Below are 16,415 nucleotides of genomic sequence, written 5' to 3'. Positions count from 1 at the left end.
GCGTCAGTCTTCGAACCGCGCGATGATGCGCTCTGCCGTCAGCGCGCCCATGCGGACGGCACCGTCGACGTGCTGGTAGCCCTCCGCCGCCAGATCGGAGCAGGACCAGTAGATTGGCCCCACCGGGGCCAGCTGGTCCGGTCCGTACCGGTGCAGGCCGCCGAGGTCATAGCTGGCGGCGTAGGCGCCGCGGGTCCATTCCTCCGAACCCCAGTCAGACTCGTAGTAGACCTCGGGTGCCAGGGCCTGCTCCCCCAGGTAGCCGGCAATGGACTCCAGGATCGCCGTCTTGCGTTCCCCGGCGCTGAGCTCGAACATGGCATCGGCTTTTTCGTCGGAGACAAAGCCCACCAGCGTGCCGCGGGGATCGCCGTGGTTTGTGTTGTCATAGACCTCCTGCACCAGCTCATGGGCGCCGAAGCAGGTACCGGAGAGTCCTGCCTCCCGCCAGAACGGCGTCGCATAGACGGCGTGGACCTTGATCACCAGTCCCAGGGACTGGTGCTGGTGCATCTGGTGCTGCCGGCGGGGCAGGGGCGGGTCAAAGGAGACGCGGGAGTAGAGGTTCGGCGGGACCGCCATGATGGCGTAGCGGGCGGTGACCGTGACGCCGTCGGCCTCAGCCGTGACCGAGGTGCCCTCCGGACCGTCGGACCAGCGCAGCGTACGCACCGGAGCGTTGAGTACGACGTCGTCGCCCAGCTCAGCGGCCATGCGCTCGGAAACCTGCTGCATGCCGCCCGCCACGCGGCGGTCCAGGATGAAGTTCTCGTCCACGAGGTTGGAGAAGGACCCCGCCGAGGCTGCCATGAGCAGTGCCTGCAGTACGGAGAAGGAATGGGCCGGTTTGGTGAGCATGCCGCCGGCCACGAACAGGCCAATGTTGTTGCAGGCTTCCTCATCCTGTGATTGGCTGCGCAGCCACTGGGAGAACGAAACCGTGTCCAGTTCACGCGCCTGGGGATGGGTCCACGGCGCCGCCGGATCGGTTTGCGCGGTCAGTGCGTCCAGGAGCTCGATCAGCCGCTCCATTTCCTTCGCTGTCGACTCCGCTACCGGGAACATCTCCCCCGAGTAGCGCACGGCGCGGCGGTCGGAGCCGATGTACACGGATTCGCCCTCGCGGTAGCGCGGGAACGTTTCCAGGCCCAGTTCCTCCACCAGTTCGCTCAGCGCTTCCTGGTCCGGTGAGATCCACTGTCCGCCGATCTCCAGGAAAGCGCCGTCGACGGTATCTGACCAGGTCCGCCCGCCAACGCGGCTGCGGGCTTCAAGCACGGCTACGGTCAGGCCAGCGGCCTTCAGCTTCCGCGCTGCCCTCAGGCCGGAAGGTCCTGCACCAATGATGACGACGTTACGTTCCAGGCTCTGCACTGTGTGTCCTCTCTCGACGGCCGCATACGGCCGCTCCATGCCATAAATGAATACGATTCATTTAGTCGACACTCTAGCCGACCGCAGCTGCGCGCAGAGAGGCGTGTGCGAATATTAATTTTTGGGATACCCAAGCGCCCGTGACCTTTGGAGGAACACATGCCGGCACCACGCGCCAGGCGAAGCGCCGGACGCCCCCACCAGCGTGTGCTCACCCAGGAGAACATCACTGCGGCGGCCCTTGAGGTCATTGGCAGCCGGGGTTACGAGGGCTTCACCATGTCCTCGCTTGCCGCAAAGCTCCAGGTAGCGCCCTCGGCCCTGTACAACCACGCCGCCTCGAAACAGGAAGTCCTTCGCTGGATCCAGGACGACCTCATGGCGGAAGTCGACGTCTCCGCGTTTGCCTCGGAACCATGGGAGCAGGCAGTCCGCGTCTGGGCCCGCTCCTACCGCAGCGTCTTCGTCCGGCACACTCCCCTGATTCCGGTCATCGCCGTCCTGCAGGTCAGCGGCGCGCCGCGGACGCTTGCCATGTACGAGGCAGTCACGGCCGGATTCCTCCGGGCGGGATGGCAGGAGGCCGCCATAGTTCCGGCTATCGTCGCGCTGGAATCCTTTATTTTCGGCTCAGCGTTCGACGCCGTTGCGCCCGAGGACATTTTCGACACCGGCTCGCTGGCGGACCAGAGCCCGCTTTTCACCTCGGCCGTCGCAGCCGCCCACGCCCGGGAAGGCGGCAAGGGGGCCGAGGAGGCTTTCGAAGCCGGTTTGGATGCGGTGGTCCGGGGGTTTTCGGGGCGGCTTCCCGTCCCCGGCCGCGCTTGATGATGAGACCAGCGCGCTGACGGCAAAAGCGAGCTGCTGACAAAACTGCTGACAAAAGAGGGCGGCCCCCGGAAATGTTCCGGAGACCGCCCGTTAATCCTTGCCGCTGCAGCCTAGGCCTGCGCGCGGATCGCTGCTTCCAGCACGTCAAGGCCGTCCGAGAGCAGTTCGTCGCTGATCACCAGCGGCGGCAGCAGGCGGATGACGTTCCCGTAGGTGCCGCAGGTGAGGATGATGACGCCCTCGGCCAGGCAGGCCGCGGCGATCGCCTTGGCTGCTTCGGCGTTGGGAGCCTTGGACCCGGGCTTGACCAGTTCAATGGCCAGCATGGCGCCGCGTCCGCGGACTTCGCCGATGATGCCGGTCTTTTCAGCGGTCTCCTGCAGACGGGGAACGGTTAGTTCCTCAATCCGGCGTGCACGGCCGGCAAGGTCCTGTTCGATCATGGTTTCGATGGCTGCCAGTGCCGAGGCGCAGGCCACCGGGTTGCCGCCGTACGTGCCGCCCAGACCGCCGGGGTGGACGGCGTCGAGCAGGTCCGCCCGGCCGGTCACCGCGGAGAGCGGCATGCCGCCGGCAATGCCCTTGGCCATCGTCATGATGTCCGGAACAACACCTTCGTGGTTCACGGCGAACCACTCACCGGTGCGGCAGAAACCGGACTGGACTTCATCCGCGATGAAGACGATTCCGTTTTCCTTGGCCCAAGCTGCCAGGCGGGGAAGGAAGCCCTCCGCGGGGACGATGAAGCCGCCTTCACCCTGGATCGGCTCGATCAGGAGGGCAGCAAGCTGGTCGGCGCCGATCTGCTTCTCGATGGCCAGGATCGCGCGCTCTGCGGCCTCGGTGCCGGTGATCTCCGGGTTCTCTTCACGGAACGGGTAGCTCATGGGCATGCGGTAGATCTCGGAGGCGAAGGGACCGAAACCGGTCTTGTAGGGCATCGCCTTCGCGGTCAGGCCCATGGTGAGGTTGGTGCGGCCGTGGTAGGCGTGGTCGAATGCAACGACAGCCTGGCGGCCGGTGGCCGAACGGGCAATCTTGATGGCGTTCTCCACAGCTTCGGCGCCGGAGTTGAAGAGCACGGTGCGCTTCTCGTGGGTTCCCGGGGTGAGCTCTGCCAGCTTCTCGGCGACAGCCACGTAGCCTTCGTACGGCGTGACCATGAAGCAGGTGTGCGTGAACCGGGCAACCTGCTCCTGGGCCGCAGCGACGACGGCGGGATCAGAGGCGCCTACGCTGGTAACTGCGATTCCCGAACCGAGGTCGATGAACGAATTGCCGTCAACGTCCTGGATGATGCCGCCGTCGGCGTCCTGGACATACACGGGAACGCTGGACGCGACGCCCTTGGCGACGACGGCTGCACGGCGCTCATTCAGCGCAGCGGACTTGGGCCCGGGGAAGGTTCCGGTAATGTTCCGCTTCTGCTCCAGCCGGTAGGTCGGTTCAGTGGCTGATGTGCTCATGGTTCTGCCTCTCAAGGGAAAAGTGATGGGGGCTATAGGCCGCAGTGATCCAAATTTACGCTCCAGGCCGGAACTGAGGGACGGTCATCCGCACAACAGGGCCAGCCACTTGCCGTGCATCCGTCCAATCCGGACATCCTATAGTTGAACCCGTGCCTATCTCCCTCACCACCCTCCTCGATGCCGAAAACCTGGGTCTTGCGGTCAAGGGGACCGCACCCGTTGAACCCGTTGAAGTGCAGTGGGTAGCGGTGACCGAGCTCGAAGATCCGTCCCCTTTCCTGAGCGGCGGTGAAGTGGTTCTGACCACCGGCATCCGGCAGCGGACCGGTGCGGTGCAGCGCCGGTTCGTCGAGAGTGTGCACCGTGCAGGGGCACTAGCCATCGGCTTCGGTACCGGACTGAGCCAGGCCCGTGTGCCCGGACCCCTCTTGGAAGAAGCCAACCGCCTGGGCGTGCCGGTATTCGAGGTTCCCTACGACACCCCGTTCATTGCCATCGGAAAGCTCGTGGCCGACGCCTTGTCGGCAGACCACACCGAGCACCTGCGCGATCTGCTCTCTGGGCACCAGATCCTGGCCCAGGCGCTGCTCTCCGGGCAGGGCCTCGCCGGTCTGCTGCGGCAGCTGGGCCGCATCCTCGGATCCGAGGTGGCCCTCTACCGCTACGGCAGCCGCGTCTTCAGCACCGGGGAGCCTCCGGAAGGAACCCGCTGGCACAGCACGCCGATCGCCACCGGGATGCGGGACCGCTGCACCCTTGAAGTAGCTGAACCGTTCCGCCAGCCGGATCTGCTCGCCTATGCCCAGAGCCTGATCAGTGTGGAACTGAACAACCTCTCACGCAGGCGGGCACGCGAACGCGTGGTGAACGGCCAGCTGCTGGCCGATGTGGTGGCGGGCAAGCTCTCCGGCCAGGACGCCGTCCACCGGCTGCGTGCCGCGGGAGTGGACACCGAGCGCCGCCAGCTGACCTTGCTGGTGGAGGCTGTCCCGGGCCAGGCTCGGCTCCTGCCGTCCCTGCCCCTGCCGGCACTCTTCGACTCCGCCGTCACTGCCATCTGCGAGGACCGGCTGGCACTCCTGGTGGCCGACGGCAATTCCACGGAGCTGGCCGCCGCGCTGGGTGGATACCTGCGGGAAGCGGGCATCACCGCCAAGGTGGGCGCGGGCGGCGCCTACGCCGAACCGGCGGGCCTTCGCTGGGGCTACTACGAGGCAAAGGAAGGGCTGCTGCGCGGCGCCGCGGTCAACGAACCCGACCGTCTGAGCCTGGCGTCGCTGCTGATGGCCAGCCGGGACGTCCCGCTGGCGGACCTCGCCGCGGAGGCACTGGACCCGCTGACGGACTTTGACAAGGCCCACGACGCGGAGCTGGTCCCCACTCTCGAGAAGTACCTGGCGCTGAATGGTTCGGTCGCCAAGGTCGCCCAGGCCCTGGGCCTGCACCGGAACACAGTGCGTTACCGGCTCTCCCAAATTGCTGACCTTTCGGGCTACGACCCGTCCGTCACGGCAGACCGCGTCCACCTGTACCTCGCCCTGAACGTCCGCCGGCTCGCCGGGTAGGCGGGCTTGGCGGTGCCGTCCCCTGCCCGGCCTCCGGCGGCACGGTTTTGTGCCCCTTTGTGCCGGACTTTACTCTGTAGGGATGGACTTGCCAGCGCAGCCCGCCAGGACCCTTCACTGGGCGGGCACCGACGACCCCGGCCGCCGGGATACCGCCGTCGTCTCCTTCCGCGAAACGGAACTGGCCGCCAGCGGCACGTCCACGTGCGATGACTACCGCGCAACCTGGACGCTGAGCACTTCCCCCGGCTGGGTGACACGCCGGCTGCAGGTAGAGGTGACGGGGCCGGACTGGTCGCGCTCCCTCGAACTGACACGCTCGGTCGACGGGCGCTGGGATTCCCAGGTGAGATCCTCCGGCAACCCTGACCTGCCTGAACCCGGCATCGAAGATCCCCTGGCCCTGGACAACGCGCAGGACTGCGACCTCGGTCTCTGCCCGCTGACCAACACCATGCCGATCCTGCGGCTGGACCTGCTTAACCATGCCGCGCCGCCTGACGAGACACGGCTGACCATGGCGTGGGTGGAAATGCCCAGCCTGCGCGTACTGGCCAGCGAACAGGTCTACTCACAGGTCTCCCCCTACCGCGAAGAACGCGGGAACGCGATTGTCCTTTACAGCTCCGCCACGCGCGGCTTCACCGCGGAACTCACGGTCGACGCCGACGGCGCCGTGATCGACTACCCCGGACTTGCCCGCCGGACCGGTTAGCTGCGCCCGTCACTGCCGGGAACCGGCGCGGACCTTCCGGCCCCGGCGCACGGCTAGGATTGAAGTACGCCCGCCTGCAACGTTGGAGATCCCCCAATGAGTGAAATGTTCCTGGAAAAGTTCCGCGCCCTGGTTCCGAAGTACCTTGAGGACAAATGGCGCCCCGAGGACGGCCTGGCTCCGGACGAGCTCGACGAGATCCTCGACGAACACGACTTCGACATTCCGCTGGTCCTGCGTGAGTTCTATCTGGCACTGGGCAGCTGCGAAGACCTGATGGAGGCCTACCACTTCTTCTGGGACCCCGACGAGCTCGAGGTCGAGGACGGCTACCTGCTCTTCCTGGAAGACGAGGACGAGAAGTTCGCCTGGGGATTCCGCGTCGACCAGCTGGCCGTGCCGGACCCGATCGTCTGGCGCCGCAACAACGCCCGCGGCGAGTGGCAGAGCGAAGAAGGCACCTTCAGCGAGTATGTCTTCGACATGTTCGAGTGGGTCTTCGAGGACGACGAAAACCTGGACGACCAGTAGTACCGGCCGCGGGTGCTGGGCACCCGCGGCGTACGGGCCTTACGCCTCGCGCTCCACGACGGCTTCGGCAAACGCTGCCAGGGATGCCTTGACCACGGAATCGGGCATCGGCTCCAGGGCTGCGACGGCGTCTGCAGCCCACTGGCGTGCGACGTCCCAGGCCTGGGCAGTGGCACGGTTGCCGCGGACTGCGGCAACCGCAGCAGCCAGGGCCTCATCCGATGTCAGGTCCGCGTCCACGAGTTCCAGGACCGCGGCAGCATCCGCGTCACCGGCAGCGGCGTTGCGCCGCAGCAGCAGGACCGGCAGGGTGGGGACACCTTCGCGCAGGTCGGTGCCGGGCGTCTTCCCCGACTTGTCCTTCAGCCCGGCGACGTCGATGACATCGTCGGCGAGCTGGAAGGCCACGCCAATCTTCTCGCCGTACTCGACCATGATCTCGACAGTCTTCGCATCAGCCCCGCCGAACAGTGCACCCAGCTGGCCGGACGCCGCAATCAGCGAGCCGGTTTTTCCGCCGATGACGGACAGGTAGTGTTCCAGCGGATCCTCGCCGTCGGCCGGTCCCATGGTCTCCTGCAGCTGCCCCATGACCAGGCGTTCGAACGTGCGGGCCTGGATCGCCAAGGCTTCGGGACCCAGAACGGACACCAGGGAGGAAGCGCGCGCAAAGATCAGGTCGCCGGTCAGGACGGCCACGGAGTTTCCCCATACTTCGTGGGCTGTGGGGGCCCCGCGGCGCACCGGAGCCGAGTCCATCACGTCGTCGTGATAGAGGGTGGCAAGGTGGGTCAGTTCAACAACGACGGCGGAGGTACGAACCTCGGGCCCGCCCGGGTTCGGTCCCAGGTGGGAGGCCAGCAGCACCAGTAGCGGGCGGATACGCTTCCCGCCTGCTTCGAGCAGGTGCCTGGAGGTCGCGTCAGCGAAAGGGTCCGAGTTGGCAATCGCTTCCCGAAGCTCCTCTTCCACCTTCTCAAGACCGGACACGATGGCGGGCCCCAGGACAGGATCCTCGGCGAGGGGCGCAAATCCCGGCGGCAGCGCCATCTCAGCGTCCCCGAAGGCGTCCGGGCTGGCATTGGTGGATTCAGTCACTGTTCAAGGCTAACTTCTCGGCGGGACGGGTTGGCAGGGTTAGACATGGCCGGCCTCAGCGGCAGGGCGTGCACCCCGGGCCGGGGCAGGCACGGAGTCCTGGTTTGAAGCGGCTGGAACAAGCATTTCCATCAAGGCAATCACTCTATCCTCCACCCTCCGGGGCGATGCATCGGTGAGGTTCGCGAGCATCCGCACCACGAACTTCATCAGCACGGGGATCGGCATACCGGTGCGCAGCGCCAGTTTCATGACCGCGGGCTTGCCGATCAGGCCGGCAAAAATGCGGCCCAGGGTGAAGTGGCTGCCCCACTCGGACCGCACGCGGTCCGCATACCCGGCCAGGACGCCGTCGTAAGCGGCTTGTGCCGAAAGCATGCCCGGACGGGAGGCAGCCTGGCCGGCGGAGACAATGTAATCCGCCGCAAACCGGGCTGATTCCATCGCGTAGGAAATGCCCTCGCCGTTGAAGGGACTGACCATTCCGCCGGCGTCGCCCAGGAGCAGCAGCCCGGGCGAATAGTGCGGAGTGCGGTTGAAGCCCATGGGCAGGGCCGCTCCGCGGATTTCCCCCACCTGGTTCTCCGGGGTGAAGCCCCACTCCGGAGGCATTCCCGCCGTCCAGTCACGCAGGACCTTGCGATAGTCCAGCTTGCCGAATTCCTTGGAGGAGTTCAGGATTCCCAGTCCGACGTTGGAGGTTCCGTCTCCCACGCCGAAGACCCAGCCGTAGCCGGGAAGCGGATTGCCGGAGGCATCGGGCAGTTCCAGCCAGCCTTCCATCCAGTCGTCATTGGTGCGCGGGGACGTGAAGTACGTGCGCACCGCGACGCCGAGGGGCCGGTCATCGCGTTTTTCCAGGCCCAGGCTCAGGGCGGTGCGGCTGGAGTTCCCATCGGCAGCGAGGACCACGTCGGCGGCGAATTCGCGGGTTTCTCCCGTGCGCCGGCCGTTCTCGTCGAGGACATTCGCGCGCACACCGCAGACCCGTCCGCTGTCATCGCGCAGCGCCTCCGTGACGCTGTGCCGCTCCAGGATGACGGCTCCGGCAGAGCGCGCATGCTGCGCCAGTTCTTCGTCGAAGCCCAGGCGCGTGCGCACCAGTCCGTAGGAGGGGAAATCCTCAAGGTCCGGCCAGGGCAGCTCAACCGTGCGTCCCGCAGCGATCAGGCGCAGGCCCTTGTTCCTGCGCCAGCCCGCAGCTTCCTCATGCGGCAGGCCGAGCAACTGGATTTCCCGGACGGCGCGCGGAGTCAGTCCGTCGCCGCAGACTTTTTCACGCGGAAAGGACGTCTTCTCCAGTACGGTCACGTCGATCCCGGCAGAGGCCAGGTAATAGGCTGCGGTGGAGCCGGCGGGGCCTGCCCCGACTATCAGGACGCTCACGTCAGCCGGCGGTCCCGCCCGGCTTGACGGCGCGGTGGATCGCGACGATTCCGCCGGAGAGGTTGCGGTAGGCAACGTCCTGCCAGCCGGCAGCGGAAATCCAGGCTGCCAGCCCATCCTGGTTCGGCCACGCACGGATCGATTCGGCCAGGTAAACGTAGGCGTCCGGGTTGGAAGCCACCTTGCGGGCGATCGGGGGCAGCGCGCGCATCAGGTACTCGGTGTACATAGTGCGCCACACCGGTACCACCGGAGAGGAGAACTCAGCAATGACCAGCGTTCCGCCGGGCTTGGTCACCCGGTACATCTCTTCCAGGGCCTTCTGCGGTTCATTCACATTGCGCAGGCCGAAGGAGATAGTGGCGGCATCAAAGGATTCGTCAGCGAACGGCAGGTTGGTGGCGTCTCCGGCCACGAAGTCGATGTCCGGGCGGCGCCGCTTGCCCACCGTGAGCATGCCCAGGGAAAAATCACAGGCGACGACGCCGATTCCCGCATCGGCGTAGGGCTCACTGGAAGTGCCGGTGCCGGCTGCAAGGTCCAGCACGCGCTGGCCGCGGCGTGCACCTACTGCCTCGACCACCAGGCGCCGCCAGCGGCGGGTCTGGCCCAGGGACAGCACGTCGTTGACGATGTCGTATTTGGGTGCCACCTCGTCAAACATGGCAGCGACTTCATCAGGGCGTTTTTCCAAAGTTGCGCGCTTCACCCGCTCATTGTCTCAAACAATGTTCGGCCAGCCGAACCGGAAACTACCCGTTTGCATTTGGTCACAAACCCGTGTGTTTCCCGGCGCTGTCCCGACGGCATGAATATGGGGCAATCAGGCATGCGGAGTACAGTCGGAGATACTATGACCACCCTGCGTTCCCTTACTGTTCCCCTGGGCGTGCCTTCAGCCGCCATTGGACTCCTGGAGTACCTGGTCCGCGACGACCAGCTGTGCTGGGTCCGCCACGGCGAAGGCCTCGTCGGTTTCGGGGAAACCCTCCGGCACACCGCGACCGGACCGGAGCGCTTCGCTTCCGCCCGTTCCTGGTGGAACACGGTCAGCGCGGCCGCCGACGTCCAGGACGAGGTCCAGGTTCCGGGAACCGGCCTCGCCGCCTTCGGGTCCTTTGCCTTCTCCAAGCGCTCCCCCTTCCTCTCCCGCGTCGTGGTGCCGGAAATCGTTGTGGGTTCCCGCAACGGAACCGCTTGGGCCACCCTCACCACACTCGATCCGGACGCGGTCCTCGACCGGGAGTCGGTGGCAGCGGCCCTGGCCGGCTATCTGGAGGAAATCTCCGCGGACTCGCTGTCCCTGGGCAGCGACGCCATCCTGCCCGGAATGCTCTCCGAATCGGAATGGAAGAACGCCGTCGCCCGCTCAGTGGCCCATATCGCCGCCGGGGAGCTAAGCAAGATTGTCCTGGCCCGCGACATCGTGGCCAGCCTGTCCTCCCCCATAGCCACGGCGCAGGTCCTGCGGGAACTGGCGCTGCGCTACGCGAGCTGCTGGACCTATTCAGTGGACGGACTGATCGGGTCCACGCCGGAAATGCTGATCAAGGTAGAGGACGGCAAGGCCCGGGCACGGGTGCTGGCCGGGACGCTGGACCGCGCCACCGCCCCGCTGGACGATCCCGGCTATGCCAAGCGGGTCCTGGCCGGCTCGGAAAAGCAGCAGCACGAACACGCCATCGCCATTGATTCCGTGACCCGCCAGCTGGAGCCCTTCACGTCCTCCATGACCTCGCACAGCGAGCCCTTCGTGCTGGAACTGCCCAACGTATGGCACCTGGCCTCTGATGTCACGGCCGACCTGCAGCCCCGCGACGGCGCCCTGCCCACGCCGCTGGACCTCGTCGAAGCGCTCCACCCCACCGCCGCCGTCTGCGGGTATCCCACCAGCGTGGCCGGGGAACTGATCAGTGAACTTGAACACATGGACCGCGGTCCGTATGCCGGTCCGGTGGGCTGGTTCGACGCCGCCGGGAACGGGGAATGGGGCATCGCTCTTCGCGGCGCGGTCATCGAAGAACCCCAAGCTGTCCGCCTGTTTGCAGGCTGCGGAATCGTCTCCGGTTCCAATCCGGCCGCCGAGCTGGAGGAAACCTGGTCCAAGTTCCGTCCGATGCTCGAAGCCCTGGGACTGGACCGGGCGAGAGTGCTCTCCGGCCAGCCTTCCTGAGCGGCGCGTACAATTTATTCCCGGAGAGCGGCCTTTGGCCGCCTTTTTCCTGCCCCCAACCGGAGCCGAACGCTCCGTTCCGACCTAAGGTTCTAAACCCATGCACCACAAAGCACGCAACGCCGTCGCCGCTGTTCTGGCCCTCGGTGCCCTCAGCCTCGCCGCCTGCAGCTCAGGGTCTGATGCCGCCGGGGACTCCGGCCTGGGACTGGTCAAGGACGGCACACTGACTGTCTGCTCCAACGTTCCGTTCCAGCCGTTCGAGTATGTCGATGACAACGGTGAGTACACCGGGTTCGACATGGACCTGACCCGGGAGATCGCCGCGGGCATGGACCTGGAATGGCAAGTGCAGAACGTGAGCTTCGACGGCCTGCAGAGCGGTACCGTCCTGGCCGCCGGCCAGTGCGACGTGATCGCTGCTGCCATGTCCGTCACGCCCGAGCGTGAAGCCAAGATGGCGTTCTCCGAGCCGTACTACGACTCCCTGCAGTCCCTGCTGGTTCCCAAGGATTCTGCCGTGAAGTCCCTGGAAGACCTGGCCGGCAAGAAGATCGGCGTGCAGCAGGGCACCACCGGCGAGTCCTATGCCCGTGAAAACGCCGGCGACGCCGAAGTTGTCTCCTTCCAGACCGACGCTGAGCTTTTCCCCGCCCTGCAGGCAGGCGCGATCGACGCCGTCCTCCAGGATCTGCCGGTCAATCTGGACCACACTGACGGCGGCGCCTTCACCATCTCCGCCACCTACGAAACGGACGAAGTCTACGGGCTGGCCATGAAGAAGGACGGCAGCGCTGAACTGGTTGCCGCCGTGAACGCTGAGCTCGCTGAGCTGCGCTCCAACGGCAAGTACCAGGAGCTCTACGACAAGTACTTCACCGAATAAGCACCCGCAGCTGCACGACGGCGCTGGCCTTGGTCAACCAGGGTCCGCGCCGTCTGTTGTGCAGGGCAGACTGTGACCGGCGGCACCCGGCCGAATGGGATGCGTACAATCGAGACTGCTCGCCCATATCGTCCGGAACCGCCCGCGGTTCCGCCCAGCTCCAAGAGAAGGTACCAATCCATGCCGTACAAAGCACGATCCACCGTCCTGGCCGCTGCGGCGCTTTCCGCGCTGGTACTGTCCGCCTGCGGCGGCGAAAGCGACAGCGCCTCTGACTCCGGAATGAACCTCGTATCCGAGGGCACGCTCACCGTGTGCTCGGATGTCCCCTACGCCCCGTTCGAATTCGAAGGTGAAGACGGCGAATACACCGGCTTCGACATGGATCTCGTCAAGGAGATCGCAACCGGCATGGGCCTTGAACTGGCCGTTCAGGACGTCGGCTTCGACGGCCTGCAGAGCGGCACCTCGCTGGCCGCAGGCCAGTGCGACCTCGTTGCCAGCGCCATGACCATCACCGAGGAGCGGAAGAAGAACCTCACATTCTCCGATCCGTACTATGACTCGCTCCAGTCCATCCTGGTGCCCGAGGGCTCGGACATCACCGGCATTGAGGATCTCGCCGGAAAGAACCTGGGCGTGCAGCAGGGCACCACCGGTGAAGCCTACGCACGGGACAACGCTCCCGAAGCCAACATCAGCTCCTTCCCGAGCGATGCCGAACTCTACCCGGCGCTGCAGGCCGGCCAGGTAGACGCCGTCCTGCAGGATCTTCCCGTCAACCTGGGGCACACCGAGGAAGGCGCCTTCACCATCGCGGAAGAGTTCGAGACCAATGAATCCTACGGGTTCGCCATGGCCAAGGACGCCCCCGAAGAACTGGTTTCAGCCGTCAACGAGCAGCTGACCGAGCTGCGCGACAACGGCAAGTACCAGGAGATCTACGACAAGTACTTCACCGAATAACACCTGACTGACCGACTGCCGTCCCGGGTGGAAGAACCTGCCCGGGACGGCGCCATTCACTTCCGCGGAAGGCTCCCCCCTTGAAACCGTCCACCCGCAGACGCCTCACCCGGGGCATCCTGTATGCCGTCTTCGTTCTGGCTGTCCTCGCCGTAGTCCTGCTCGCGGACTGGAAGGCGATCGGGGTCAACTTCTTCGACGCAGAAGTGGCCCGCCGGGCGTTCCCGGACATCATTACTGTGGCGGTCAAGAACACCGTCATCTACACCGTCATCGCGTTCATCGGCGGACTGATCCTCGGCCTCATTCTGGCCCTCATGAAGCTCTCCCCCGTGGGGCCCTACCGCTGGGCTGCAACGGTCTACATCGAAATCTTCCGCGGACTGCCGGCCCTGCTGGTCATCTTCGCGATTGCCTTCGCGGTGCCGATCGCCTTCTCCTGGCGTCCGCCGGGCGGCAGCGCCGGTGCCGGCCTGATCGCCCTCATCATGGTCTCCGGCGCCTACATCGCCGAGACCATCCGCGCAGGCATCCAGGCTGTTCCGGCCGGACAGACCGAAGCTGCACGCTCGCTGGGCATGGGCCCGGCCTGGACCATGGTCTCGGTCACCCTGCCCCAGGCGTTCCGTATCATTACCCCGCCCCTGACCAATGAACTGGTGATCCTGATCAAGGACACCTCCCTGCTCTTCATTGCCGGCATGGCCCTGCAGGACCGCGAACTGACAACGTTCGCCCGGGATTCCGTCTCCCAGTCCGCCAACGCCACTCCCCTGGTGCTGGCGGCAGCCATGTACCTGGTCATCACCCTGCCGCTGACGCAGCTGGTCGCCAAACTCGAACGCCACAACCAGAGAGGCCGGTAACCTCAAGTGAGCACAGCGGCACAGAACCGGGCCGGCAACGTCCCGGCCATCGAAGTAAAGAACCTGCACAAGTCCTTCGGCGACAACGAAGTGCTCAAGGGCATCGACTTCCACGTCAACCAGGGCGAGGTTGTCTGCGTTATCGGCCCGTCCGGCTCCGGAAAGTCCACCCTCCTGCGGTGCGTGAACCGGCTCGAGGAACCGACCAGCGGCACCATCATGGTGGAGGGCACCGACATTACGGACCCGGAGACGGACCTCGATGCCGTCCGCACCCGGATCGGGATGGTCTTCCAGCAGTTCAACCTGTTCCCGCACCTGAACGTGCTGCAGAACCTGACCCTGGCCCAGCGCCGGGCCAAGAAGCGCGGCAAGGCAGAGGCCGAGGAAACCGCCATGAAGAACCTGGCGAAGGTGGGCCTGGCCGACCGCGCCAAGGCGTTCCCCGCCCAGCTCTCCGGCGGCCAGCAGCAGCGCGTGGCGATTGCCCGCGCCCTGTCCATGGACCCGGACATGATGCTCTTCGACGAGCCCACCTCGGCACTTGACCCGGAACTGGTCGGCGACGTCCTGGAGGTCATGCGCCAGCTGGCCCAGGAAGGCATGACCATGATGGTGGTGACCCACGAGATGGGCTTCGCCCGCGAGGTCGGAGACCGCGTGGTGTTCATGGACGGCGGCGTCGTCGTCGAACAGGGCGCACCGGCGGCCGTGCTGGGCAACCCGCAGAATGAGCGGACCCGGTCCTTCCTCTCCAAGGTTCTCTAGCTCTCCGCGAAGAAGCGGCTGTGGCCTGCACCTTCACCGGTGCAGGCCACAACCGCTTTTTCTGCCGTTTTGGCGTTAGCCGACGGCGCCCTGCACGGCAGCCTGAACCCTGCGGTGCAGTGCCCGCAGCCCGGAGCGCTGCACCGGGACTTCGATCACGGACCTGCCATGCACCGGAGCCTGGAGCGCCGCGGTAAGTTCGGCCGTCGTCCTGGCCAGCTGGTGGCGGACTCCGTAGCCGGCGCACAAGGCGGGAATGTCTGCCTGGTGGGGTGTGCCGAAGAAGCGTTCGACGACGCCTCGGTACTGGTCGCTCTCTCCCAGCTCGCCGTGCTCCAGCGTGGTGAAGATGCCGCCGCCGGCGTCGTTCAGGATCACCAGCTGCAGGTCCGGCTCGGTCTCGCCGTTGGGGAGCAGCAAGGCGCCGGCGTCGTGCAGGAAAGTGAGGTCTCCGAGCAGAAGCCGGGTGGGGATGCCGTGCGCAAGCGCGATTCCGGAGGCCGTGGCGATCGTCCCGTCGATGCCGGCCAGGCCGCGGTTCGCGTAGACGTCGAGCGGGTGCCAGGCGCCGGAGGCCACCAGATCCACGTCCCGGATGGTGTTGGAGGATCCCAGCACCAGGTTTCCGTCAGAGTGGTGCCAGACCAGGCCGGCGACATGGAGTCCGCTCAGTTCAGCTTCTGAGGCGAGCAGGTCCTCGAGTGCCGCCTCGGCAGCGGCGGAGGCCAGCTGCCACGCCTCAAGCCAGCCGGGCGAACCGGTTCCGGCGAAGTGCAGCAGTGCCGGGAGGTCGGAGATCAGGGTTTCCGGGCGCTTGCCGGGGATGAACCAGTTGACCGGCCGCGGCACGTAGAGCGCTTTCCTGACCTCGGGGCGGGCCAGCAGGGCAGTGATGGGCCTGGACAGCGTTGGCCGGCCAAAGACCACCACCCGTTCGATCTGCCCGCCGAGCTCCTCAAGCAGCAGCCGGTAGGCGGTGACGGAGTTCGGCCCGAAACGCGCGTTGGAGGAGGGTTCAGCAAACAGCGGCAGCCCAGCCCGCTGGGCAAACATCGCCGCGATTTCCCCTGCCCCGTCACCGGCCACCACAACAGTGCGGTGCGTTCCGCCGAGGTCTGCCAGCACCCCGGGCGTGTGCTCGGCACCGGCCGGCAGCACCGGAGCGGCTGTGCTGGCCGGGGCCAGTCCCAGGGCATCTGCCTCGGTGGGGACCAGAGGATCGCGGAACTGCAGGTTGATGTGCACCGGTCCGGCCGGGACGCTGCCGCCGACGCGGTCGAAGGCGGCGGTGATGGCACCGGCCGGGTCCTCCCCCGCACCCACGTTCGCTTCGGCGGCGGGGAACTTCCCGAAAATGGCATCCTGGGCCGTGGTCTGGTTGGCTCCGGTGCCATGGAGTTCAGCCGGACGGTCAGCGGAAAGCACGACCAGCGCGATGCCCGCGTGGTGCGCCTCCATGACAGCCGGGAGCAGCTCACCCACGGCGGTGCCCGACGTCGTTGCCACGGCTGCCGGGCGTTTCCCGCCCCTTGCCAGTCCCAGGGCCGTGAACCCGGCAACCCGCTCATCAATGCGGACATGGACCTGGACCAGGCCCTGCACCTGTGCCTCGGCCAGCGCATAGGCCAGGGGTGCGCTGCGCGAGCCCGGGGCAAGGACAACGTCCCGCACTCCTGCCCGTGCCAGGGCCGCGACGGCCGAGCGGGCGGCCTGAAGCGAGCTGAGTTGCCCAGCCGCGGGCTCAGAGCCGGGGAGCTGGCTGGAGGAATTCGAGGATCCGGTCACCC

15 protein-coding genes are annotated in these 16,415 nt (G+C 66.3%); 9 read left to right on the top strand and 6 right to left on the bottom strand.

Annotated features, from left to right (window positions below; translation table 11 throughout):
• Nucleotides 1-3: 3 nt before the first annotated feature.
• Entirely contained in the window at nt 4-1,374 is a 1,371-nt protein-coding gene (locus tag LOC59_RS02480; protein WP_229970500.1) for a flavin monoamine oxidase family protein, read from the bottom strand.
• 159 nt (nt 1,375-1,533) lie between these two features.
• Here LOC59_RS02480 and LOC59_RS02475 point away from each other — a divergent pair, with 159 nt between their 5' ends.
• Nucleotides 1,534-2,202: a TetR/AcrR family transcriptional regulator gene (locus LOC59_RS02475; RefSeq protein WP_229970498.1), complete on the top strand. Its 669-nt coding sequence runs from the start codon at nt 1,534-1,536 to the stop codon at nt 2,200-2,202.
• Nucleotides 2,203-2,315: 113 nt separating this feature from the next.
• Here LOC59_RS02475 and gabT read toward each other — a convergent pair whose 3' ends face one another.
• Nucleotides 2,316-3,671 (bottom strand): 4-aminobutyrate--2-oxoglutarate transaminase, encoded by a 1,356-nt coding sequence (gene gabT, locus LOC59_RS02470; protein ID WP_229970496.1) that lies wholly within the window; start codon nt 3,669-3,671, stop codon nt 2,316-2,318.
• 152 nt (nt 3,672-3,823) lie between these two features.
• On the opposite strand from gabT, the gene LOC59_RS02465 reads away from it, so the two are divergent.
• From LOC59_RS02465 to LOC59_RS02455, 3 genes are all read left to right on the top strand, one after another.
• The gene (locus LOC59_RS02465) at nt 3,824-5,239 is read left to right on the top strand and encodes a PucR family transcriptional regulator (protein WP_227894170.1); all 1,416 of its coding nucleotides are present in this window, start codon (nt 3,824-3,826) and stop codon (nt 5,237-5,239) included.
• Between the two features lie 82 nt (nt 5,240-5,321).
• Nucleotides 5,322-5,954: a putative glycolipid-binding domain-containing protein gene (locus LOC59_RS02460; RefSeq protein ID WP_227894169.1), complete on the top strand. Its 633-nt coding sequence runs from the start codon at nt 5,322-5,324 to the stop codon at nt 5,952-5,954.
• Nucleotides 5,955-6,050: 96 nt separating this feature from the next.
• Complete coding sequence (locus tag LOC59_RS02455) at nt 6,051-6,485, top strand: hypothetical protein (RefSeq protein WP_227894168.1); 435 nt, start codon at nt 6,051-6,053, stop codon at nt 6,483-6,485.
• Nucleotides 6,486-6,524: 39 nt separating this feature from the next.
• Here the strand turns inward: LOC59_RS02455 and LOC59_RS02450 are convergent, their stop codons facing one another.
• The 3 genes from LOC59_RS02450 to LOC59_RS02440 all read right to left on the bottom strand — a co-directional run bounded on the left by LOC59_RS02450 (nt 6,525) and on the right by LOC59_RS02440 (nt 9,678).
• A complete protein-coding gene (locus tag LOC59_RS02450) occupies nt 6,525-7,535 on the bottom strand; it encodes a polyprenyl synthetase family protein (RefSeq protein ID WP_227894579.1) in 1,011 nt (336 codons plus the stop codon).
• An 87-nt stretch (nt 7,536-7,622) separates the two neighbouring features.
• Nucleotides 7,623-8,969: a geranylgeranyl reductase family protein gene (locus tag LOC59_RS02445; protein ID WP_227915561.1), complete on the bottom strand. Its 1,347-nt coding sequence runs from the start codon at nt 8,967-8,969 to the stop codon at nt 7,623-7,625.
• 1 nt (nt 8,970) lies between these two features.
• A complete protein-coding gene (locus tag LOC59_RS02440) occupies nt 8,971-9,678 on the bottom strand; it encodes a demethylmenaquinone methyltransferase (protein WP_227915562.1) in 708 nt (235 codons plus the stop codon).
• 144 nt (nt 9,679-9,822) lie between these two features.
• On the opposite strand from LOC59_RS02440, the gene LOC59_RS02435 reads away from it, so the two are divergent.
• The 5 genes from LOC59_RS02435 to LOC59_RS02415 all read left to right on the top strand — a co-directional run bounded on the left by LOC59_RS02435 (nt 9,823) and on the right by LOC59_RS02415 (nt 14,628).
• Nucleotides 9,823-11,142, top strand: a complete 1,320-nt coding sequence (locus LOC59_RS02435) for an isochorismate synthase (RefSeq protein ID WP_227894165.1) — start codon at nt 9,823-9,825, stop codon at nt 11,140-11,142.
• A 100-nt stretch (nt 11,143-11,242) separates the two neighbouring features.
• Nucleotides 11,243-12,028, top strand: coding sequence for a basic amino acid ABC transporter substrate-binding protein (locus LOC59_RS02430; RefSeq protein ID WP_227894164.1), 786 nt, complete (start codon nt 11,243-11,245; stop codon nt 12,026-12,028).
• Nucleotides 12,029-12,208: 180 nt separating this feature from the next.
• Nucleotides 12,209-12,994: a basic amino acid ABC transporter substrate-binding protein gene (locus LOC59_RS02425; RefSeq protein WP_227894163.1), complete on the top strand. Its 786-nt coding sequence runs from the start codon at nt 12,209-12,211 to the stop codon at nt 12,992-12,994.
• An 80-nt stretch (nt 12,995-13,074) separates the two neighbouring features.
• Nucleotides 13,075-13,860 carry an amino acid ABC transporter permease gene (locus LOC59_RS02420; protein ID WP_227894162.1) on the top strand — a complete coding sequence of 262 codons (786 nt, stop codon included), beginning with the start codon at nt 13,075-13,077 and terminating at the stop codon, nt 13,858-13,860.
• A 6-nt stretch (nt 13,861-13,866) separates the two neighbouring features.
• The gene (locus tag LOC59_RS02415; RefSeq protein ID WP_279324711.1) at nt 13,867-14,628 is read left to right on the top strand and encodes an amino acid ABC transporter ATP-binding protein; all 762 of its coding nucleotides are present in this window, start codon (nt 13,867-13,869) and stop codon (nt 14,626-14,628) included.
• A gap of 75 nt (nt 14,629-14,703) precedes the next feature.
• On the opposite strand, the gene menD is transcribed toward LOC59_RS02415, so the two are convergent.
• Nucleotides 14,704-16,413: a 2-succinyl-5-enolpyruvyl-6-hydroxy-3-cyclohexene-1-carboxylic-acid synthase gene (gene menD / locus LOC59_RS02410; RefSeq protein WP_227915563.1), complete on the bottom strand. Its 1,710-nt coding sequence runs from the start codon at nt 16,411-16,413 to the stop codon at nt 14,704-14,706.
• Nucleotides 16,414-16,415 lie beyond the last annotated feature (2 nt).

This window comes from Arthrobacter sp. zg-Y916, assembly GCF_020907385.1.
In the GTDB taxonomy this organism is placed as follows: domain Bacteria; phylum Actinomycetota; class Actinomycetes; order Actinomycetales; family Micrococcaceae; genus Arthrobacter_B; species Arthrobacter_B caoxuetaonis.
Note: the sequence above shows the minus strand (reverse complement) of the source record. Positions and strands in the feature narration are given on the sequence as shown.